Source organism: Sphingomonas sp. MM-1 (assembly GCF_000347675.2).
GTDB lineage: Bacteria > Pseudomonadota > Alphaproteobacteria > Sphingomonadales > Sphingomonadaceae > Sphingomonas_E > Sphingomonas_E fennica.
Window position 1 is genome coordinate 1892473 of the sequence record NC_020561.1, and the last position, 21837, is coordinate 1914309.

Below are 21837 nucleotides of genomic sequence, written 5' to 3' on the forward strand. Positions count from 1 at the left end.
AGGCCGCAACGATGTGGCCCGGCCCGGCGGCGGCGGCAAGCCCCTGCCGCCGCGATCATGGCAGGAACGGCACGGAACGCCTTGCCGCGATTTAACTTTTGGGAATGAGCCGGCTCCGCTATCTGTTGGCGCAGCCTCGTAAAAGGAGGACTCGGTGGTTAAGCTCGTCCTTGCCCAGCCCCGCGGTTTCTGCGCCGGCGTGATCCGCGCGATCGAGATCGTGGACAACGCCCTCGATCGGGTGGGCGCCCCCGTCTACGTCCGGCACGAGATCGTCCATAATCGCCATGTGGTCGATACGCTGCGCGCCAAGGGCGCTGTGTTCGTGGAGGAATTGTCCGACGTTCCCGACGGCGCCGTCACCGTGTTCAGCGCCCATGGCGTCGCCCGCGCGGTGGAGAAGGAAGCGCGCGATCGCGGGCTGCCGGTGCTGGATGCCACCTGCCCGCTGGTCAGCAAGGTCCACATCCAGGGCCGCCGCTATGTCGCCGCCGGCCGCACGCTGGTGCTGATCGGTCATGCCGGCCACCCGGAGGTGGAGGGCACGCTGGGCCAGATCGACGGCACCGTCCACCTGGTCGGATCGGCGGAGGACGTGGCCGCGCTCGACATCGCCGACGACAGCCCCGTCGCCTATGTCACCCAGACGACGCTGTCGGTGGACGACACGCGATCGGTGATCGATGCGCTGAAGGCGCGCTTCGCCGACATCACCGGCCCCGGCACCGCCGACATCTGCTACGCCACCCAGAACCGGCAGACCGCCGTGCGCGACCTCTGCCGCGTGGTCGATATGCTGCTGGTGGTGGGATCGGCCAACAGCTCCAATTCCAACCGCCTGCGCGAAATCGGCGTGGAGCTGGGCCTGCCCAGCCACCTCGTCGCGGATGGCGACGCGATCGACCCCGCCTGGCTCGAGGGGGTGGAGCGGATCGGCCTCACCGCCGGGGCCTCGGCGCCCGAGGATCTCGTCCAGGGCGTGATCGCCGCGATCCGCGGCCATGTTCCCATCACCGTCGAAACGCTCGACGGGATCGAGGAGGATCTTCATTTCCGCCTGCCGCCGGCGCTCGATCGGCTGGCCCGGCGCGATGTGGTTGCAGAGGAGGCCTGAGCAAGATGGCGGCCATACCCTTTTCCCAGGCGGCGCGGATCGGCGGCTATGTGCTGGGCCGCAAGCTCCGGCGCGTCGAACGCTATCCGCTGGTGCTGATGCTGGAGCCGCTGTTGCGCTGCAACCTCGCCTGCAAGGGCTGCGGCAAGATCGACTATCCGGACGAGATACTGAACCAGCGCCTTTCCTACGACCAGTGCATGGCCGCGATCGACGAATGCGGCGCCCCCGCCGTATCGATCGCCGGCGGGGAGCCGCTGCTCCATCGCGAGATGCCGCGCATCGTCGAAGGCTATATCGCGCGCAAGAAGTTCGTCATCCTCTGCACCAACGCGCTGCTTCTGAAGAAGAAGATCGATCAGTATCGCCCGTCGCCCTTCTTCACCTGGTCGATCCACCTCGACGGCGATCAGGTGATGCACGATCGCTCGGTCTGCCAGGACGGCGTCTACGAGGTCGCGCGCGATGCGATCCTGCTCGCCAAGTCCAGGGGGTTCCGCACCCAGATCAACTGCACCGTGTTCGACGGCGCCGATCCCGATCGGCTCGCCGCCTTCTTCGACGACATGATGGCGATCGGGCTCGACGGCATCACCGTCTCGCCCGGCTATGCCTATGAACGCGCGCCGGACCAGCAGCATTTCCTCAACCGCGAAAAGACGCGTCAGCTCTTCCGCGACGTGTTCCGCCATGATCCCAAGCGGAAATGGGCCTTCACCAACTCGCCCCTGTTCCTGGATTTCCTGGCCGGCAACCAGACCTACGAATGCACCCCCTGGTCGATGCCGCTGCGCACCGTCTTCGGCTGGCAAAAGCCCTGCTACCTGCTCGGCGAAGGCTATGTGCAGACCTTCCGCGAGCTGATGGACGACACGGACTGGGAGAATTACGGCGTCGGCAAATATGAAAAATGCGCCGACTGCATGGTCCATTGCGGATTCGAGGGCACCGCGACCACGGACGCCGTCCGCCATCCGCTCAAATTCCTGAAGGCCGCCCGCCACATCCGGACCGAAGGCCCGATGGCCCCGGATATCGACCTCAGCCGCCAGCGCCCGGCCGAGAACGTCTATTCCAGCCATGTCGAGCGCGAACTGGCCCTCATCCGGCAATCGCAGCCCGAAGCCGGCAAGCATGTGACGGCGGCGTGGCGGTAATGACGGCCGCCACGCGACCTTCGAAGGTTCATTTCACTCCGTCGGCCCGGTAGATCACCCCATCCTTCATCACGACCGCGAAGTTGCGATCCGGGTCGCCGATCAGGTCGATATTCGCCAGCGGATCGCCGTTCACCAGGATCAGGTCGGCCAGCGCGCCGGCCTCGACCACGCCCAGCTTGCCCTTATAGGGCGCGCGTTCGCCGGACAGGGCGAGGAGCTGGGCGTTGTCGTGCGTCACCATCCGCAGGATCTCGGCCGGGGTGAACCATTGCTTCAGCCGGAGGATATAGGCGTTCTGTTCCCGATTCTCCTCGGGCCGGAACAGGAAGTCCGTGCCCCAGGCGAGCTTCACATGATATTTCTTCGCCCAGTTCCAGGCATGGTCCGAACCTTCGCGCACCGCCATCTTCTTGGCGACGCGATCAGGCGGATCGTTCGGCAGGGGCGGCGGCAGGTTCTGGAGGGAAAGCCATGCACCGCGATCGGCGATCAGCTTGATCGTCGCTTCGTCGAGCAGCTGGCCATGCTCGATGGATTTCACCCCCGCATCCAGCGCACGGCGCACCGCGCGCGACGTATAGGCGTGGACGGCGACATAGGTGCCCCAATCCTCGGCGGCGGCCACGGCGGCCGAAAGCTCCTCGGGCAGATATTGGGTCACGTCGATCGGATCGTAATCGGAGGATGAACCTCCGCCCGCCATCAGCTTGATCTGGCTCGCCCCGAAGCGGAGATTCTCGCGCGTAGCGGCGAGCACCTCGTCCCGCCCGTCGGCGATGAAGGTGGCGCCGAGCTCCTCGGCGCGCGATGGCTTGCCGAAGAAGCGGCGCGAGCGTTCCGTGGGCAGGCGGAAATCGCCGTGGCCGGACGTCTGGCTGATCACCGCGCCCGACGGCCAGATGCGCGGCCCCTGATATTTGCCGCGATCGATCCCGGCCTTCAGCCCGAAAACCGGGCCGCCCATGTCGCGCACGGCGGTAAAGCCGCGCAGCAGCATGGCCTTGGCCTGATCGGCGGCGGCGGCCTCGGCTGCCTGCGGGGTCAGATCCGGCGACATGAGCTTCGCCATGTCGAGCGCGCCGAAGGTCAGGTGCACATGGACGTCGATCAGCCCCGGCATCAGCGTCCGGCCGCGCCCCTCGATCACCCGAGCCCCGGCGCCCGCCTTGGCCGCCGGCCCGATCGCCGTGATGACATTGCCCTTCACCGCGACATTGGTGGGCGGGGACAGGCGATCAGACTGCCCGTCGAACACCCGGACATCGCGGAACAGCGTTTCCGGGGCATCCTGCGCGTGGACCGCCGCGCCCGTCGCCATCGTCATGAAAAGCGCCGCCGCCGGCCGCCAATGCTTCCAGTGCATCATTGCCTCTGCTCCCAGAACCGTTCGCCTTCATTCATGCGCGCCATCAGCCGTTCGAGCGACCGGAAGGCCGCGCCCACATCGCGCGCGGTGCGGATCAGGGCGGGCAGCTGGCCGGGGTTGCGGGCCAGCGATGCCGTCACCGGGCCGATCGCCATGCCGCCGCCGGGCTGCATCCCCACCCAGGCGGCGTGCGGCAGATCATGGTCGGCGGTATCGGATATCACCCGCAGGAAGGCGAAGGGCAGGCCGTGCCGGGCCGCCACGCGGGCGGCGACGTGCGATTCCATATCGACGATGATCGCGCCCGTTCCGGCATGGAGCGCGCGCTTGACGGCCGCTTCGGCGACCAGCGTGCCATTGGCATGGACTTCGCCGATCCGCGCCTCGGGCAGGCGGCGGGCGAGTGCCTCCACCGTCGCCGGATCGCCGCCGATCGTCCAGTCGCCGACGGCGAGGTCGGGGGCGAGGCCGCCGGCTATCCCCATGCTCCAGATCGCGCGCGCGGAACGCGCATGCGCCTCCAGCGCTGCTTCCAGCGCCGCCGCGTCGCCGCCGCCGGGGATCGGCGCCAGCCCGTCGCGCGCGATGATCCGGGCCTCGCGCTTCAGCCCCGTCGCCACCAGGATCGTCACATGCCCACCATCACGCGGCGCGCGTTGCCGCGCTTGAGATTGCGGTATCGCGCCATCGCCCAGAGCGGGAAATAGCGCGGATAGCCGTGGTAGCGCAGGTAGAAGACGCGCGGGAAACCGCCCCCGGTGAAATGTTCCTGCGGCCACAGCCCATCCGTGCCCTGATGGCGCATCAGCCAGCCGACGCCGCGCTGGACGGCGGCGCCATCCACCTCGCCCGCCGCCATCAGCCCGATCAGCGCCCAGGCCGTCTGCGAGGCCGTGGAGGGCGCGGGGCGGTGGCCGGTGCGATCCAGCGCATAGCTGTCGCAATCTTCGCCCCAGCCGCCATCGGGATTCTGGATCGCCTCCAGCCAGGCGACTGCCCTGCGCACGATCAGTTCCTGCGGATCGACCCCCGCCGCGTTGAGCGCGCAGAGGGCGGACCATGTGCCGTAGACATAGTTCACCCCCCAGCGGCCGAACCAGCTGCCATCGGCCTCCTGCTCGCGCGCGAGATAGGCGAGCGCCGCCCGCATGCGGGGGCTTTCCGCCGGCTCGCCGAGTTGCGCCAGCATCGATATGCAGCGCGCGGTGACATCCACGGTCGGCGGATCGAGCAGCGCGCCATGATCGGCGAAGGGGATGTTGTTGAGATATTCCGCCATATTATCGGCATCGAAGGCGCCCCAGCCGCCATTGCGGCTCTGCATGCCTTCCACCCATTCGCGGCCGCGCGCGATCGCCTGATCCTGCCCGTCGCCGGGCACGATCCGACCGCGCGCGCGGTCCATCGCCATCGCCACCACGGCGGTATCGTCCAGATCGGGATAATGATCGTTGCGATACTGGAAGGCCCAGCCGCCCGGCCGCACATCGGGCCGCTGTTCCGCCCAGTCGCCCTTCACGTCCAGCACCTGCAGCGGCTTGAGCCAGGCGAGTCCCTTCGCCGCCCGCGCTTCCGCCGCGTCGCCGCCTGCCTCCATCAGGGCATGCGCCGCCAATGCGGTATCCCAGACGGGCGAGACGCAGGGCTGGCAGTAGATCTCGTCCGTCCCGTCCTCGGGATCGAGCACCAGCAGCTTTTCGACCGAGGCGCGGGCGATGGCGCGATCGGGGTGATCGGGCGGATAGCCGAGCGCATCATACATCATCACGGCATTGGCCATGGCGGGATAGATCGCGCCCAGCCCGTCCTCCCCGTTCAGCCGTTCGCGCGTCCAGGCGACGCAGCGATCGATCGCGCGGCGGCGCAAGCCGGCGGGCCAGAAGGGACGCACGCCCTTCAGCAGCTTGTCGAGCGCGAGGAAGCCTTCGGTCCACAGCCTTCCGGTGCCCGCCGCGCGGCTGGCGATCGGCGCCGGTTCCTTGCTGCGATACAGTTCGTCGACATGGGTGCCGCGCGGATTGCGGGCGCGCGGGCGGAGCGCCATCAGCACCAGCAGCGGCACGATCACGGTGCGCGCCCAATAGGACATCTTCGACAGATGGATCGGGAACCAGCGCGGCAGCAGGATCATCTCCACCGGCATTTCCGGCACCGCCGCCCACGGCCCCGCGCCATAGAGGGCAAGCTGGATACGGGTGAAGACATTGGCGGCTTCCGCCCCGCCGGCCGCGAGCACCGCCGCGCGCGCCCGCGCCATATGGGGCGCATCTCCGTCATCGCCGATCAGCTTGAGCGCGAAATAGGCCTTCACCGTGGCGCTCAGGTCCATCGCGCCGCCGTGGAACAGCGGCCAGCCGCCGTCCCCGTTCTGGATGCGGCGGAGATAGCGGCCGACCTTCGCCTCCAGCGCCAGATCCTCCGGTTCGCCCAGATAATGGCGCAGCAGCAGATATTCGGCCGGGATGGTGGCATCGGCCTCCAGCTCGAACACCCAATGGCCGTCGTCGCGCTGGGCGGCGATCAGTGCCACCGCCGCGCGATCGACGGCCTTCTCCACCGCGGCCAGCGGATCGACGGGAACAGGATTGCCGGCTTCAGACTGATACATGCGCGCGTGCCACCTCGCCTGCCAGATGGGCGGCCGTCCGCCCGGATCGGATCGCCCCTTCGATCGTCGCCGGCAGGCCGGTCCGTGTCCAGTCGCCCGCCAGCATCAGATTGGCCCAGGCCGTGGCCGCCCCCGGCCGCCGCGCATCCTGATCGGGCGTGGCGGCGAAGGTGGCGCGGCGTTCGCGCACGATCTGCCAAGGCGGCAGCGGCGCATCGATCCCGGCGGCGCGGGCCACCTCCGCCCACAGCCGGGCGGCGAGCGCGCCGCGATCCTCCTCGCACAACCGGTCCGCGGCGCTGATCGTCACCGAGATCCTGTCGGGAAAGGCGAAGATCCATTCCGCGGTGCCGCCGATCACCCCCAGCATCGGCGGCAAGGCGGGCGGCGGCGGAAAGGCGAAATGGGCGTTGACGATGGCATGGTGGCGATCGGGCACGGTGAGGCCCGGCACGAGATCGGCCGCCACCCATGCCGGCACCGCGAGGATCACCGGATCGTCGGTGGCGACGGCATCCGCCCCGTCGGCGAAATCCAGCCGATCCACCCGATCGCCTGCGAAGCGCAGCGCCTTCAGCCGCCGGCCCATGCGGATATCGGCGCCATGCGACCGGAGCCACGCGATCGCCGGATCGACGAAGGCGGCCGCCAAGGTGGGATGGGCGATGCGGGGGCGGCAGGCGCGGCCGCCCTTGGCCAGCGTCTCGCGGATCACGGCGGCCGCCAGCCCGGCCGATGCCTCCGCCGGCGGGGTGTTCATCACCGCCACCATCAGCGGCGCGATCAGCCTTTCCCACAGGGGCGTATCGGTGGCGATCACATCGCCGATCCGCGCATCCGCATCGGCGCCCAGCAGGCGGGCGAGCGGCAGATAATCGGCAACACCCGTGCCCGGCACCCGCCGGCCGGGGACGAACAGCCACCAGGGCAGCGGCCCGCCATTGGGCGCCACCCGCCAGCGTTCGCCATCGCGCAGGTCGAAAAAGGCAAAGCTCGCCTCCATCGGCCCGGCCAGCCGATCGGCCGCGCCGATCGTGGCGAGATGATCGGCCACGGCGGCATTGCCCGACAGCACCAGATGGTTGCCGTTATCGATGGTGAGGCCGAGCTGGGGATCGTGATAGGAGCGGCAGCGCCCGCCGGCGCGCGGCCCCGCTTCGGACAAGGTGACGGCGTAGCCCGCCTTGGTGAGCGCGATCGCCGCCGCCAATCCGGCCAGCCCCGCGCCGATCACATGAGCCCGCGCCATCGCCGCCCTACCGCAGCAGCCTGAGGCGGATCATCATCCCCAGGATCGCCAGCCGGTTGTGCCGCACCCGGCGGCGCGGCGGCGCCCAGCCCGCCGCCTCCATCCGATCCAGCAGCACGCCATAGGCGCCCGCCATCAGCCGGGGGGCGATCAGGTGGCCGCGCGGCCGGGCCGCCAATATGCGCCGCGCGGCATCGAAATGCTGGCGCGCCTCCGCCGCCACCGCCCGGCAGGCGCGATCGATCCGGGGATCGGCGGTGATCGCGGCGATATCGCCCAATGGCAGCCCGGCCGCCGCCAGCGCCTCGGCCGGCAGATAGACCCGGCCGATCGCCGCATCCTCATCCACGTCGCGCAGGATGTTGGTGAGTTGCAGGGCGCGGCCGAGATGGTGGGCCAGCGCCAGCCCCGGCGCTTCCTCCATGCCGAACACCCGCACCGAAAGCCGCCCCACGGCGGATGCCACGCGATCGCAATAGAGATCGAGATCGGCCGCGTCGGGGCAGCATATGTCGCCCGCCACGTCCATCGCCATGCCGGCGATCACCGCATCGAAATCCGCCCGCGCGAGATCGAAGCGGCGGACGGCCGGCGCCAGATAATGCGCCTGCCCCGGATCGCCGCCAGCATAGAGCCGGGCGATATCGCCGCGCCACGCCTCCAGCGCGGCGGCGCGGGCGGCACGATCCCCGCGCTGGTCGTCGGCGATATCGTCCACCTCGCGGCAGAAGGCGTAGATGGCATACATCGCCTCGCGTTCGGGGCGCGGCAGCACGCGCATGCCGGCATAGAAGGAGCTGCCGGCCGCCCGGCCCTGCGTGGCGAGGCTGGTGGCGGTCATGCCCGCCCGCCCCGCGCGATCATCCGGCCCAGTGCCGCGCGTCCAGCGATCATCAACGCCTCCATCCTGCCATGGTGGACCTTTTCGGCCAGCGGATCGCGACGGCGCAGCCGCGCCGCAAGGCTTTCCGCCAGCCGCTGGATCGCCGCCACCTCCATGCCCAGCCGCCGATCGGCGATGGCGCGGGCGAAACCGGCCGACCGGGCGAGCAGCGCCTCCGCCTCACCCGCCGCCTCGCCGATCGCCGCCTTCAGCGCCGGGGCCGCTCGGGGGGCAGCGAGCATATCGACGGTGGCGCCATGCGCGGCCAGCCGATCGGCGGGCAGATAGACCCGATCGATCGCGCGATAATCCTTCCCGCAATCCTGCAGGTGGTTGATGACCTGCAGCGCCGCGCACAGCGCATCCGACGCCGGCCACAGCGCGCGATCCTCGCCATGCACATCCAGCACGAAGCGGCCGACCGGCATCGCCGAATAGCGGCAATAATCGATCAGCGCGTCCCAATCGGCATAGCGGTTCACCGTCACGTCGCGGCGGAACGCCTCCAGCAGATCGAGCGCGTGGCCCGCATCCAGCCCGCGCCCGGCCAGCGCCGCGCGCAGCGCCCCCGCAGCGGGATCGGCATCGCTTTCGCCGGTCAGGCCCGCGCGCATCGCCTCCAGCCGGGCGAGCTTTTCGACAGGCGACGCCGTGGGGTGATCGGCCACGTCGTCCGCCGCCCGCGCGAAGCGGTAGAAGGCCATGATCGGCGCGCGATGCTCCGGCCGGATCAGCAGCGAGGCGACCGGGAAATTCTCGTCCTTATGGCCCTTGCCCGATGCCAGCGCCGCCGCGCCCGCCGCCCTTGGCGCCTGTTCCGCCAACGCGGTCATGCGCCCAGCCGCGCCTGCGCGCGCCCCTTCCACATGCCGCCGCGCCCGCGTGCGTGCGCGACGGCCGACAGCGCGGTGGCGCCGGCATAGAAAGCCGCGATCGCCGGCAGCAGCGGCCCCCACAGGGGCGACCGGCCGTAGAAACGCAGCATCGGCTGGAAGGCGATCGCCATCAGCGCCCAGGCGGCGATCCCCATCGCCCGGCCCGGCCCGGCGGCGAATGCCGCGGCCAGCGGCGGCACCAGGAAGACCAGCGCCAGGCCCAGCAGCGTGCCTGCCAGCAGCCAGGGCGAATAACGGAGCTGGGCATAGGCCGACCGCGCGATCATGGCGCCGATCTCCCGCCAGCCGCCATAGGGGCGGATGCTCACCGATCGGCGCGTCAGCATCAGGCGGATCGGCCCCTGCCGCTTCATCGCCCGGCCCAGCGCGCAATCGTCGATGATATGGGCGGCGATGGCGGGGATGCCGCCCGCCCGCGCCAGCGCATCGGCGCGCGCCAGCATGCAGCCGCCGGCAGCGGCGGCAACCGGCGATCCCGCCCGGTTCACCCGCGCGAAGGGATAGAGCATCTGGAAGAACAGCACGAAGGCCGGGATCAGCGCGCGTTCGGCGGCATTGGCGGTGCTGAGCCGCGCCATCAGCGAACAGAGCGCCAGCCCCTCCGCCTCGCCGCGCGCCACCAGCGACCGGAGCGTATCGGGGGCATGGGCAATATCGGCGTCGGTCAGCCACAGCCAGCGCGCGCCGCCGGCCCGGGCGATGCCCTGCTCCATCGCCCAGAGCTTGCCCGTCCAGCCGGCGGGCGGCGGGCTGCCGGGCACGATCTCCAGCCGGTCCCCCCGGCCCGTGGCGGCGGCCGCTTCCCGCGCGATCCGGGCGGTGCCGTCGCTGCTGCCGTCGTCCACCAGCAGAATACGGAAATCGCCGGGATAATCCTGCGCCAGCAGGCCGGCGATCGTCCGGCCGATCACCGCCGCCTCGTCGCGCGCCGGCACCACCGCCGCCACCGCCGGCCAGTTCGCCGGATCGGGGGCAGCCGCCTCGTCCGTCTCGGCCGCGCGCCAGAAACCGCCATGCCCCGCCAGCAGATAGATCCACAGGCCCAGGCTGATGGCGGCCAATATCGTCATGCGATCATGCCCTCGCGCCGGAACCAGGCGATCGCATCGCCGATCGCGTCGCGATAGGGCCGGGCGCGATAGCCCAGCTCCGCCGCCGCCCTGGCCGAGCTGTAGAACATGGCGTGGCGCGACATCTTCAGCGCATCGCGGGTGAGGAAGGGCTCGCGGCCCGACAGGCGCGACACCAGCTCCGCACCCCAGGCCAGCGGATAGAGCGGCCCGCGCGGCAGGTTGAGGCGCGGGGGCCGGCGGCCGGTGAGGCCCGCAATGTCCGTCAGCATCGTCCGCAAGCTCACGTCCTCGCCGCCCAATATGTAACGGCGCCCGGCCCGCCCCCGCTCGAACGCGGCGACATGGCCTTCGGCCACGTCGTCAACATGGACCAGGTTCAGCCCCGTGTCGACGAAGGCCGGCATCCGGCCCCGCGCGGCCTCGATCAGGATGCGGCCGGTGGGCGTGGGCTTCACGTCGCGCGGGCCGATCGGGGTGGAGGGGTTGACGATCACCGCAGGCAGGCCGCGCGCCGCCACCATCGCCTCCACCAGCCGTTCGGCGGCGACCTTGCTGCGCTTGTAGGCGCCGATCGCCGCCGCCTCGTCGAGCGGCCGGTCCTCGTCCGCCGGGCGGCCGGCGTCGGGCGCCAGCGTGGCGACGCTGCTGGTATAGACGATGCGCGGCGTGCCGGCGGCCAGCGCCGCCTCCATCACGGTGCGCGTGCCTTCGCGATTGTTGCGGACGATCTCCTCCGGGTCCGCCGCCCACAGGCGATAGTCGGCGGCGACGTGCGCCAGCCCGTCCACGCCCCGGAGCGCGGCGCGCATGGCGGCAGCGTCGCGGATGTCGCCGCGCACGATCTCGCCCGGAAAGTCCCTGAGATTCGCAGGCGCGCTCGTTTCGCGCGCGAGGCCGCGCACCGCATAGCCGGCGCCGGCGAAGGCCCGCGCCACCGCCGCGCCCACGAAGCCGGAAACGCCCGTCACCAAAATGGTCTTCCCGCGATCGGCCAGCATTGCCTCCTCGGTCGCCCGGTTCCGGCCCAGGCCTGCGACGAAGTATGTGAAAAGATGGCGGCGCGGTCTACAGTCGATCGCGTGACGATGACCGCGCTCCTGCTGCCGCAATGCCTCGCCGTCGCCGGCATCCTTTATACATTGGCCGCGACGATCCTTGCCGGACGCTGGAAATCCGCGCCGATACCGCCGGAAAACGGCCCGCCGGTCACGATTCTGAAGCCGCTCCACGGCGCCGAGCCGCTGCTGGCCGAAAATCTCCGCAGCTTCGTGGAGCAGGATTATCGCGGCGCGGTCGAGATCGTCTGCGGCGTGCACGACCCGGCCGATCCGGCGGCTGCCGTGGCCCGCGCGATCGGCGGACCGGTGCGGGTGCGCGCCGATCGCGCGCGCCACGGCAGCAACGGCAAGATATCCAATCTGATCAACATGATGTCCGACGCCAGCGGCGACATCATCATCCTGAGCGACAGCGATATCGCGGTGCCGCCCGATTATATCTCCCGCATCGTCGCCACGATCGCGCCTGCCGGCACGATCGCCACCTGCCTCTATGCCGGGCGGGGCGATGCCGGTGCCTGGTCCCGCATCGCCGCCGCCGGCATCAGCTGGCAGTTCCTGCCGTCCGTCATCGTCGGCCTCGCCACCGGGCGCGCCCGGCCGTGCATGGGATCGACCATCGCGATGCGCCGCGAAACGCTGGACCGCATCGGCGGCTTCGCCCCCTTCGCCGACGTGCTGGCGGACGACCACGCCATCGGTGCCGCCGCCCGCGCGGCGGGCTGCGAAGTGGCGATACCGCGCCTCATCGTCACCCATGGCTGCGCCGAGACGAGCCTTGCCGCCCTCGCCCGCCACGAGCTGCGCTGGAACGCCACCATCCGCGGGCTCGACCCATGGGGCTATGCCGGCAGCATCGTCACCCATCCGCTGCCGCTCGCTCTTCTCGGCCTGAATTTGTGGCTGGTCGCCGCAGCGCTGGCCGCGCGCCTCGCCCTCGCGCTCCGCATCGACCGCCTCGCCGGCCGCCGCACCGCGCCGATCGCGCTGTTGCCGCTGCGCGACATCCTTTCCTTCATCCTCTTTCTCGGCGCCTTCGCCGTCCGCTCAATCGATTGGCGGGGAGGAAGATTTCGGCTAGGGAAGGATGGTCGGATGTCGGCGGATACGGAGTATCTGACGTGATGCGCTCGCTTTTTCTGCAAGCCCCCTCCTTCGACGGTTATGACGGCGGCGCCGGCGCGCGCTACCAGATGAAGCGCGAGGTCCGGTCCTTCTGGTATCCCACCTGGCTCGCCCAGCCGGCGGCGCTGGTGGAGGGATCGAAGCTGATCGACGCCCCCGCCCACGACCTTTCCTTCGACGACATCAAGCACGAAGCCTATGCGCGCGACCTGGTGATCCTCCACACCTCCACCCCTTCCTTCCGGCAGGACGTGAAGACGGCGGAGATGCTGAAGGCGCTGAATCCCGACCTGAAGATCGGCCTGATCGGCGCCAAGGTGGCGGTGCAGGCGCAGGAAAGCCTGGCGGCGTCCGAGGCGATCGACTTCGTCGCCCGCAACGAATTCGACTTCACGATCAAGGACGTCGCCGACGGCCAGAACTGGGCATCGATCAAGGGCATCAGCTACCGCAACGCGCAGGGGGTGATCGTCCATAATGACGACCGGCCGGTGCTGGAGGATATGGACGCGCTGCCCTTCGTCAGCCCGATCTACAAGCGCGACCTCGTGATCGAGAAATATTTCGGCGGCTATCTGAAGCATCCCTATGTGAGCTTCTACACCGGGCGCGGCTGCAAGAGCCGCTGCACCTTCTGCCTGTGGCCGCAGACCGTGGGCGGCCATAATTACCGCACCCGATCGATCGGCCATGTGATCGAGGAGGTGAAATATGTGATGCGGGAAATGCCGCAGGTGAAGGAGATATTCTTCGACGACGACACGCTGACCGACAACGCGCCGCGCGTCGAGGCGCTGGCCCGCGAGCTGGGCAAGCTGGGCGTCACCTGGTCCTGCAACGCCAAGGCCAACGTGCCCTATGATACGCTGAAGGTGATGAAGGACAACGGGCTGCGCCTGCTGCTGGTCGGCTATGAAAGCGGCAACCAGAAGATCCTGCACAATATCAAGAAGGGCCTGCGCGTCGATGTCGCCCGGCAGTTCACCAAGGATTGCCACGCGCTGGGCATCGTCATCCACGGCACCTTCATCCTGGGCCTGCCCGGCGAGACGAAGGAGACGATCGAGGAAACGATCCGCTACGCGCAGGAGATCAACCCCCACACCATCCAGGTATCGCTGGCCGCGCCCTATCCGGGCACCTTCCTCTACCGGCAGGCGACGGAGAATGGCTGGTTCGACGGGACGGACCATCTGCTGACCGACCATGGTAACCAGATCGCCCAGTTGAGCTACCCGCACCTGAACAGCACGGAGATCTTCGCGTCGGTCGAGGATTTCTACAAGCGCTTCTACTTCCGCCCGCGCAAGATCGGCGCGATCGTGGGCGAGATGATCCGCGACCAGGACATGATGAAGCGGCGGCTGCGCGAAGGGGTGGAATTCTTCCGCTTCCTGCGCCAGCGCAAGGAAGCGGTGGCCTGAAGGGGGGCGGGACGATGCGCTTTCCCGCCCACGCAGCCGCCCCGGCCGGCACTTTGTCCCGCCCCCCCGCCCATGGGCCGGGCTGGGCCGGCACCGAGCCGGGCGAGGCCGCGCCCGCGCCGCACCCGGCCAGGAGGCTGGTGATAACCGCCGACGATTTCGGCGCGTCGATCGCGGTGAACCGCGCCGTGGAGCGCGCGCATCGCGAAGGCGTGCTGACCGCCACCAGCCTGATGGTGGCGGGCGAGGCCGCGACCGACGCGATCGCCACCGCGCGCAAGCTGCCCATGCTGGGCGTGGGCCTGCATCTGGTGCTGGTCGACGGCCGGCCCACCTTGCCGCCCGATCGCGTGCCCGATCTGGTCGATGGCGACGGCCGGTTCCGCGCCAACATGGTGCGCGCGGGCGTGGACTTCTTCTTCCGCCCCGCCGTGCGGCGCCAGTTGGCCGAGGAGATCGAGGCGCAGTTCATCGCCTTCGGCGCGACCGGGCTGAAGCTGGATCATGTGAACGCCCACAAGCATTTCCACCTGCACCCGACCATCGCCGGCCTGATCGTGGAGATCGGCGGGCGTTTCGGCCTGCGCGCCGTGCGCGCGCCGGTGGAACCGCCCGAGCCGCTGGCCGAGGTGGAGCCGGCCAGTCCCGGCCGGCTGGCCGACCGCGTTGCCGCGCCATGGGCGCGGACGCTGCAGGCGCGCTTCGCGTCGGCGGGGCTGATCGTGCCCGATCAGGTGTTCGGCCTGCGCTGGTCCGGCCATATGCATGTCGGGCGGCTGGCGGGCCTGATCGAGCATCTGCCGCCGGGCCTCACCGAAATCTATCTCCATCCCGCGACCGAGGCCGGCTTTGCCGGCCATGCGCCGGGTTACGACTATGAGGCCGAACTGGCGGCGCTGGTGGACGAGCGGACGCGCGCCGCGCTTCGCCTGTCGGGCGCGCGGCTGGGCAGCTTCACCGATTTCGAGGAAGAAAGGGTCGCGGCCTGATGGAGAGTATGAGCGCCCTTGCCCCCCCCGCCGCCGCCGGGGGCGCCCCGGCGCCGCTGGGCAGCGAGACGCACAAGACGCTGTTCTGCCGCACCCTGCTGGATACCCATGATCCCTACCGCCCCGCGCTGATCGAATGGCCGAAGCTGGACGCGGACACGCAGGGCAAGATCACCTCGCTGCCGATCTGGGACATCGCCGTCGCCACCGAGGGCCGGGCCGGCATGAACGTGCGCACCTTCGGCGAGGCGGTTTCCGACCCCCTCCTCAAGGAAGCGATCATGATGAACGCCTTCGAGGAGAGCCGCCACAAGCTGGTGCTGGCGGATATGGTGCAGGCCTATGGGATCGAACTGGCGCCCGAGCCCGAATATCGCCGCCCGCGCGATCCCGAATTCGCCTTCATGCGCACCGGATATTCCGAATGCATCGACAGCTTCTTCGGATTCGGCCTGTTCGATGTCGCCCGCAGATCGGGCTTCTTTCCGCCGGAGCTGGTCGACACGTTCGAGCCGGTGATGCGCGAGGAAGGGCGCCATATCCTGTTCTTCGTCAACTGGGTGGCCTGGTGGCGGCGCAACATGCCCTGGTGGCGCCGGCCTTGGTTCGAGCTGAAGGTGATCGCGGTGTGGATCGTGCTGATCCTCGAGCGGATCGACATGGCCAAGGGCATGGGCAGCAACACCAAGGCGCAGGAGAATAATTTCACGCTCAACGGTTCCAAGGAACTGGGCGTGGAAATCAGCTTTCCCGAGCTGGCCCGCATCTGCCTTGCCGAAAACGACCGGCGGCTGGCCCCTTATGACCGCCGCCTGATCCGGCCGCGCTTCGTGCCCGGCGCGATCCGCTTCGTGCTGCGCTTCATGCGATCGTGAAGGTCCCGTTCCGCTGGCCGCTGCTGGCGGCGACCGCGATCGGGCTCGCCATCGCGCTGTGGGCGATCGGCCGGGCGGGGCTGGGCGACATCATGGCCGCCGCCGGCCGGCTGGGCATCGGCGGCTTCCTGCTGCTGATCGCCTGTTCCTTCGCGGTGCTGGGCCTGCTGGGCGCGGCGTGGCTGACGGCGATGCCGGACGCACCTTTCCGCCGCCTGCCGCTCTTCACCTGGGCACGGACGACGCGCGAGGGGGCGAGCGACCTGCTGCCCTTTTCCCAGATCGGCGGCATCGTGGTCGGGGCGTGGACGCTGATCGGCCGCGGCCTGCCGGCGACGCGGGTCTATGCCTCGATCATCGTCGATCTCACCACCGAGATGGCGGCGCAATTGCTGTTCACCCTGTTCGGCCTGTGGATGCTGGGGGCGATCCTGCTGGACGCCGATGCGATGCGATCGCTGCGCACGCTGGCACTGATCGGCGCGGGCGTGGCCGTGGCGGTGACGATCGCCTTCGCCCTTCTGCAGGTGCCGGCGCTGCGCTTCCTCGCCTTCCTCGCCCGGCGGATGCTGCCCAGGGCGGAGGTGGCGGTGGATGCGGTGGTGGCCGAGCTGACGCGCTATTACCGGGTGCGGCGCGCGATCCTCGCCTCCTTCTTCTTCAACCTGCTCGCCTGGGCGGGGAGCGCGGCCTCGGCCTGGCTCACCCTGCGGCTGATGGGGGAGCATCAGACGATCTGGCACATCATAGCGCTGGAAAGCCTGATCTTCGCGCTGCGCAGCGCCGCCTTCGTGGTGCCGGGCGCGATCGGCATCCAGGAGGCGGGTTATATCCTGCTCGGCCCGATATTCGGCATCGGGCCGGAGGCGGCGGTGGCGCTGTCGCTCGTCAAGCGGGCGCGGGACATCGCGATCGGCGTGCCGGCGCTCCTCATCTGGCAGATGGGCGGCGTGCGATCGGGCCTCAGGAAAAGCGCCTGAAACCCGGACGCCTTATCCCTCGTCACCCATGCGCAGCGCGGCGATGAAGGCTTCCTGCGGGATGCTGACCGAACCATATTCGCGCATCCGCTTCTTGCCTTCCTTCTGCTTTTCCAGAAGCTTGCGTTTGCGGGTCGCGTCGCCGCCATAGCATTTGGCGGTCACGTCCTTGCGCAGCGCCGCGATCGTCTCGCGCGCGATCACCTTGCCGCCGATCGCCGCCTGGATCGGGATCTTGAACATGTGGCGGGGGATCAGGTCCTTCAGCCGCTCGCACATGTGGCGGCCCCGCGCCTCGGCGGCGGCGCGGTGGACGATCATGCTGAGCGCATCGACCGGCTCGTTGTTGACGAGGATCGACATCTTCACGAGATCGCCCTCGCGATAGCCGATCTGGTGATAGTCGAAGCTGGCATAGCCGCGCGTGATCGATTTCAGGCGATCGTAGAAATCGAACACCACTTCGTTCAGGGGCAGCTCGTAGGTCACCTGCGCGCGGCCGCCCACATAAGTCAGGTTCTTCTGGATGCCGCGCCGATCCTGGCAGAGCTTGAGGATGCTGCCCAGATATTCGTCGGGCACGTAGATCGTCGCCTCGATCCACGGCTCCTCGATCATTTCGATCTTGTTGGGATCGGGCATGTCGGCGGGGTTGTGCAGCTCGATCGTCCGCGCCTCCGCCTCGCCCGCCGAACGGGTGAGCAGCAGGCGATAGACCACCGACGGCGCAGTGGTGATGAGGTCGAGATCATATTCGCGGGTCAGCCGCTCCTGGATGATCTCCAGGTGGAGCAGGCCGAGGAAGCCGCAGCGGAAGCCGAAGCCCAGCGCGGCGGACGTCTCCATCTCGAAGCTGAACGAAGCGTCGTTGAGGCGCAGCTTGGAGATCGATTCGCGCAATTTCTCGAAATCATTGGCGTCGACCGGGAAGAGGCCGCAGAACACCACCGACTGCACTTCCTTGAAGCCGGGCAGCGGCTCTGCCGCCGGCTTCTTCGCATCGGTGATGGTATCGCCGACGGCGGTCTGCGACACTTCCTTGATCTGGGCGGTGATGAAGCCGACCTCGCCGGGGCCGAGATCGCCGAGCTGCTCGATCTTCGGGCGGAAGCAGCCGACGCGATCGACCAGATGGGTGGTGCCGGCCTGCATGAACTTGATCTGCTGGCCCTTGCGGATCACGCCGTCGATCACGCGGATCAGGATGACGACGCCCAGATAGGGATCATACCAGCTATCCACCAGCATCGCCTTGAGCGGCGCGGTCGCATCGCCCTTGGGCGGCGGGATCTTGGCGACGATCGCCTCGAGAATGTCGTCGATGCCGATGCCCGACTTGGCCGACGCCAGCACCGCGCCCGATGCATCGAGGCCGATCACCTCCTCGATCTCCTCGCGCACCTTCTCGGGCTCGGCGGCCGGCAGGTCGATCTTGTTGATGACGGGCACGATCTCGTGATCATGCTCGATCGACTGGTAGACGTTGGCCAGCGTCTGCGCCTCCACGCCCTGCGCCGCGTCCACCACCAGCAGCGCGCCCTCGCAGGCGGCGAGGCTGCGCGAGACCTCATAGGCGAAGTCCACGTGCCCCGGCGTGTCCATCAGGTTCAGGACATAGCTCTGCCCGTCCTTCGCGGTATAATCGAGGCGCACGGTCTGCGCCTTGATGGTGATGCCGCGCTCCTTCTCGATATCCATGTTGTCGAGGACCTGGGCGGACATCTCGCGGTCCGAAAGCCCACCGGTGCGCTGGATCAGGCGGTCGGCCAGCGTCGACTTGCCATGGTCGATATGCGCGATGATCGAGAAATTGCGGATACGGTCGAGCGGGGTCACGGAAAGGGCCGATCTTCTGGGATGGATGGAATTGGCGCCGCCGATAGCATCAAGCAGGCCGCTTGCCAAAGATATGTGAAATCCGCCGGCATGTGACCCGCGTCACAAAATCCGTTAAGGGGTTGGTGTTAACGCGCAGGCGTTATCGGGGGTCGCATAACTGGGAGGCATTTGTTGTGAAGAAGATCATGTTGCTCGCTGGCGCGTTGGCCAGCGTGGCCCTGCTGCCGCCCGCGGCCCAGGCGCAATCCTCGGCCCGCAAGCAGCAGACCGCCAAGCAGGCGGAGATCCCCGTCTGCACCCGCAAGCTGGGCACCATCGCCATCGTCGAGCCCGAGAATCAGTGGTGGCGTGAACTGAGCCTCGGCAGCCCCGAGGCGATCATCAAGACGTTCGTCCAGAAATCGGGCTGCTTCACGCTGGTCAATCGCGGCCGATCGCTCGCCAGCCGCAACATGGAGCGCGCGCTGGCCGATTCCGGCGAGCTTCAGGCCAAGTCCAATATCGGCAAGGGCCAGGTGAAGGCGGCCGATTATTTCCTGCAGCCGGATATCGTGAGCTCCAACAACAATGCCGGCGGCAATGCGCTGGGCGGCCTGCTGGGCGGTGTCCTCGGCCGCAACACGTTCGGCGCGCTGGCCGGCGGCCTTTCGATCAAGAAGAAGGAAGCCAACGTCACGCTTTCGGTCGTCAACGCCCGCACCACCGAGGAAGAGGCGCTGATCGAAGGCTATGCCCGCAAGCAGGATCTGGGCTTCGGCGCCGGCGCCGGCCTGTTCAGCGGCGGGGCCTTCGGTGCCGGCGGCGGCGGTTATGAGAATACCGAGATCGGCCAGGTGATCGTGCTCGCCTATCTCGATGCCTATACCAAGCTGGTCACCCAGCTCGGCGGCCTGCCCGCCGACGCATCGGCCGCGGCGCCCAAGGCGGCCAACTGATCGGGCAGGCGGGCGACCCCGAGGTCGCCCGCCTGTTTGCGGTCACCAGGCGAAAAGACCCGCCAGCCAGTAGAAGAGCGCGCCGATCGCGGCCGCCGCCGGCAGCGTCACCACCCAGGCGATGACGATGCGGCTGGCGATGTTCCAGCGCACGGCCGACATGCGCCGTGCCGATCCCACGCCGACGATCGCGCCGGTGATGGTGTGCGTGGTCGATACCGGCACCCCCAGCCATGTCGCGCCGAACAGGGTGAGCGCGCCGCCCGTTTCCGCGCAGAAGCCCTGCGCCGGGGTGAGGCGGGTGATCTTCGATCCCATGGTGTGGACGATCTTCCATCCGCCCATCAGCGTGCCCAGCCCCATCGCCGCCTGGCAGCTTATCACCACCCAAAAGGGCACGTGAAATCCGCCGCTCAGCATCCCCTGCGAATAAAGCAGCACGGCGATGATCCCCATCGTCTTCTGCGCGTCATTGCCGCCATGGCCGAGCGAATAGAGCGATGCCGAGACGAGCTGGAGCTTGCGGAACCAGCGATCGGCAAGCGTGGGCGTGGCCTTCACGAACGCCCATGAGGTGATGAGCACCAGCACCAGCGCCAGCACCAGGCCGATGGTGGGCGACAGCACGATGGCGGCGGCCGTCTTGAACACGCCGCTCCACACCACCGCGTGCAGCCCCGCCTTGGCAGTGCCGGCGCCCAGAAGGCCGCCGATCAGCGCGTGGCTGCTGCTGGAAGGGATGCCCAGCCCCCAGGTGATGAGGTTCCACGATATCGCCCCCATCAGCGCGCCGAAGATCACATGGGCATCGACGATCTCCGCGCTGACGATGCCGCGCCCCACCGTCTCGGCGACATGCAGGCCGAAGAAGAGGAAGGCGATGAAGTTGAAGAAGGCGGCCCAGACCACCGCATATTGCGGGCGGAGCACCCGGGTGGAGACGATCGTCGCGATCGAGTTGGCGGCATCGTGCAGGCCGTTCAGGAAATCGAACAGCAAGGCGACGCCGATCAGCCCGATCAGCAGCGGCAGCGAAAGAGCAGCGGCTTCCATGATGATTGTCCGGCGCGATCAGGCGTGATCGATCACGAGACCCTGGATCTCGTTGGCCACGTCCTCGAACCGGTCGACGATCTTTTCCAGATGGCTGTAGATTTCGCGCCCGACGATGAATTCCAGCGGCTTGCTGTCGATATGGGCGCGGTAGAGCGCGCGCAGGCCGGCATCGTGGATCTCGTCGGCATGGCCTTCGATCCTGACCAGCCGTTCGGTCAGCTCATGCAGCCGCCCGCCATTGGTGCCGACGGACCGCAGCAGCGGCATCGCCTCCACCGTGATCCGCGCAGCCTCCACGATGATACCGGCCATGTCGCGCATCTGCGGCTCGAACCGGGTGATCTCGTAGAGGGTGATCGCCTTGGCGGTCTTGTTCATCTGGTCGATCGCATCGTCCATCACCCCGATCAGGCTGGTGATGGCGCTGCGGTCGAACGGGGTGATGAGGATACGGCGCACATCCTGCAGCACCTCACGGATGATCTCGTCCGCTTCATGCTCGCGCTCGAAGATCTCGCGGACATGGTCCGCCATGTCGTCGCCGCCTTCCAGCAGCCGCGCGAGCGCGTCGGCGCCGGCGACCAGCGTGGCGGCATGATCCTCGAACTGTTCGAAGAAGCGCCCCTGTTTCGGCATCAAGGCCTGGAACCAGCGCAGCATCGGTATCGTAGCTCCCCAATTGCGGACGCAGGCGAGGCCGCGCTCCAGCAGGCCGGCGGGCGCGACGGGCGCCCGGAAACCGGCGATCAGTTGTTTCAGTTGCGGCTCGGCGACGGCATCCGCGGCCTCGGCCAGGGTGAACCATCGCGTCTCGCGCTCATCCTGCTCCGGCCATTCTTCCGCCTGCTTCAGCACCGCCAGCGGGAAGACCGCGACGGTGGCGTTGCGCGATTCGCCATTATTCTTTCTCTTGCGATAGCGATAGGTGCCGAGCGCGGACGGGCAGGGAATGCCCGATACGCCCGCTTCCTCATAAGCCTCGTGCGCGGCGGCGCGGTGCGGGTCGAGCCCGCGGATCGGATTGCCCTTGGGAATCACCCAGCGCCCCGTATCGCGGGAGGTGATGAGCATCACGCGCGCCGATCCGTCCGCCTCGATACGGTAGGGCAAGGCAGCGATCTGGCGGATGGGACGGGCTCCTTCGGGAATGCGCGGCTGTCATTGAAACGTAATATTGGCAAATGCAATCGCCAGCCGCCCGCCGGAC

19 protein-coding genes are annotated in these 21837 nt (G+C 68.6%); 8 read left to right on the forward strand and 11 right to left on the reverse strand.

The window, feature by feature from the left end:
• Positions 1–154: 154 nt before the first annotated feature.
• Positions 155–1114 carry a 4-hydroxy-3-methylbut-2-enyl diphosphate reductase gene (gene ispH, locus G432_RS09245; protein WP_015458558.1) on the forward strand — a complete coding sequence of 320 codons (960 nt, stop codon included), beginning with the start codon at positions 155–157 and terminating at the stop codon, positions 1112–1114.
• 5 nt (positions 1115–1119) lie between these two features.
• On the forward strand, positions 1120–2271 hold the full coding sequence (gene hpnH, locus G432_RS09250) for an adenosyl-hopene transferase HpnH (RefSeq protein ID WP_015458559.1): 1152 nt from the start codon (positions 1120–1122) through the stop codon (positions 2269–2271).
• 28 nt (positions 2272–2299) lie between these two features.
• On the opposite strand, the gene G432_RS09255 is transcribed toward hpnH, so the two are convergent.
• The 8 genes from G432_RS09255 to hpnA are packed head-to-tail and all read right to left on the reverse strand — an operon-like array spanning position 2300 to position 11347.
• The gene (locus G432_RS09255; protein WP_015458560.1) at positions 2300–3640 is read right to left on the reverse strand and encodes a metal-dependent hydrolase family protein; all 1341 of its coding nucleotides are present in this window, start codon (positions 3638–3640) and stop codon (positions 2300–2302) included.
• Positions 3637–4272 carry a phosphorylase family protein gene (locus G432_RS09260; protein ID WP_015458561.1) on the reverse strand — a complete coding sequence of 212 codons (636 nt, stop codon included), beginning with the start codon at positions 4270–4272 and terminating at the stop codon, positions 3637–3639. Before G432_RS09260 ends, G432_RS09255 begins: the two co-directional genes overlap by 4 nt.
• Positions 4269–6248, reverse strand: a complete 1980-nt coding sequence (gene shc / locus G432_RS09265; RefSeq protein WP_015458562.1) for a squalene--hopene cyclase — start codon at positions 6246–6248, stop codon at positions 4269–4271. Before shc ends, G432_RS09260 begins: the two co-directional genes overlap by 4 nt.
• On the reverse strand, positions 6235–7497 hold the full coding sequence (hpnE, locus tag G432_RS09270; protein ID WP_015458563.1) for a hydroxysqualene dehydroxylase HpnE: 1263 nt from the start codon (positions 7495–7497) through the stop codon (positions 6235–6237). Before hpnE ends, shc begins: the two co-directional genes overlap by 14 nt.
• A gap of 7 nt (positions 7498–7504) precedes the next feature.
• Positions 7505–8338: a presqualene diphosphate synthase HpnD gene (hpnD, locus tag G432_RS09275; protein ID WP_015458564.1), complete on the reverse strand. Its 834-nt coding sequence runs from the start codon at positions 8336–8338 to the stop codon at positions 7505–7507.
• Positions 8335–9213 carry a squalene synthase HpnC gene (gene hpnC, locus G432_RS09280; RefSeq protein ID WP_051128721.1) on the reverse strand — a complete coding sequence of 293 codons (879 nt, stop codon included), beginning with the start codon at positions 9211–9213 and terminating at the stop codon, positions 8335–8337. The genes hpnD and hpnC overlap by 4 nt, the downstream gene beginning before the upstream one ends.
• Entirely contained in the window at positions 9210–10346 is a 1137-nt protein-coding gene (locus G432_RS09285) for a glycosyltransferase (protein ID WP_015458566.1), read from the reverse strand. Before G432_RS09285 ends, hpnC begins: the two co-directional genes overlap by 4 nt.
• Positions 10343–11347 carry a hopanoid-associated sugar epimerase gene (gene hpnA / locus G432_RS09290; RefSeq protein WP_015458567.1) on the reverse strand — a complete coding sequence of 335 codons (1005 nt, stop codon included), beginning with the start codon at positions 11345–11347 and terminating at the stop codon, positions 10343–10345. The genes G432_RS09285 and hpnA overlap by 4 nt, the downstream gene beginning before the upstream one ends.
• A 54-nt stretch (positions 11348–11401) precedes the next feature.
• On the opposite strand from hpnA, the gene hpnI reads away from it, so the two are divergent.
• From hpnI to G432_RS09315, 5 genes are read left to right on the forward strand one after another with little or no spacing between them, the layout of a single operon-like run.
• The gene (gene hpnI / locus G432_RS09295) at positions 11402–12532 is read left to right on the forward strand and encodes a bacteriohopanetetrol glucosamine biosynthesis glycosyltransferase HpnI (protein WP_015458568.1); all 1131 of its coding nucleotides are present in this window, start codon (positions 11402–11404) and stop codon (positions 12530–12532) included.
• On the forward strand, positions 12529–13956 hold the full coding sequence (hpnJ, locus tag G432_RS09300; protein WP_015458569.1) for a hopanoid biosynthesis associated radical SAM protein HpnJ: 1428 nt from the start codon (positions 12529–12531) through the stop codon (positions 13954–13956). Before hpnI ends, hpnJ begins: the two co-directional genes overlap by 4 nt.
• Positions 13957–13970: 14 nt before the next feature.
• On the forward strand, positions 13971–14945 hold the full coding sequence (hpnK, locus tag G432_RS09305) for a hopanoid biosynthesis-associated protein HpnK (protein WP_084653392.1): 975 nt from the start codon (positions 13971–13973) through the stop codon (positions 14943–14945).
• Positions 14945–15820, forward strand: coding sequence for a hypothetical protein (locus tag G432_RS09310; RefSeq protein WP_015458571.1), 876 nt, complete (start codon positions 14945–14947; stop codon positions 15818–15820). The genes hpnK and G432_RS09310 overlap by 1 nt, the downstream gene beginning before the upstream one ends.
• Entirely contained in the window at positions 15817–16800 is a 984-nt protein-coding gene (locus tag G432_RS09315; protein WP_015458572.1) for a lysylphosphatidylglycerol synthase domain-containing protein, read from the forward strand. Before G432_RS09310 ends, G432_RS09315 begins: the two co-directional genes overlap by 4 nt.
• Before the next feature lie 12 nt (positions 16801–16812).
• Here G432_RS09315 and lepA read toward each other — a convergent pair whose 3' ends face one another.
• Positions 16813–18636: a translation elongation factor 4 gene (gene lepA, locus G432_RS09320; protein ID WP_015458573.1), complete on the reverse strand. Its 1824-nt coding sequence runs from the start codon at positions 18634–18636 to the stop codon at positions 16813–16815.
• 188 nt (positions 18637–18824) lie between these two features.
• Here lepA and G432_RS09325 point away from each other — a divergent pair, with 188 nt between their 5' ends.
• Entirely contained in the window at positions 18825–19574 is a 750-nt protein-coding gene (locus tag G432_RS09325; protein WP_041865292.1) for a CsgG/HfaB family protein, read from the forward strand.
• Between the two features lie 42 nt (positions 19575–19616).
• On the opposite strand, the gene G432_RS09330 is transcribed toward G432_RS09325, so the two are convergent.
• Both G432_RS09330 and G432_RS09335 read right to left on the reverse strand, forming a co-directional pair.
• Positions 19617–20627: an inorganic phosphate transporter gene (locus G432_RS09330; protein WP_015458575.1), complete on the reverse strand. Its 1011-nt coding sequence runs from the start codon at positions 20625–20627 to the stop codon at positions 19617–19619.
• A gap of 18 nt (positions 20628–20645) precedes the next feature.
• Positions 20646–21758, reverse strand: a complete 1113-nt coding sequence (locus G432_RS09335) for a DUF47 family protein (RefSeq protein WP_041864859.1) — start codon at positions 21756–21758, stop codon at positions 20646–20648.
• Positions 21759–21837: the final 79 nt, after the last annotated feature.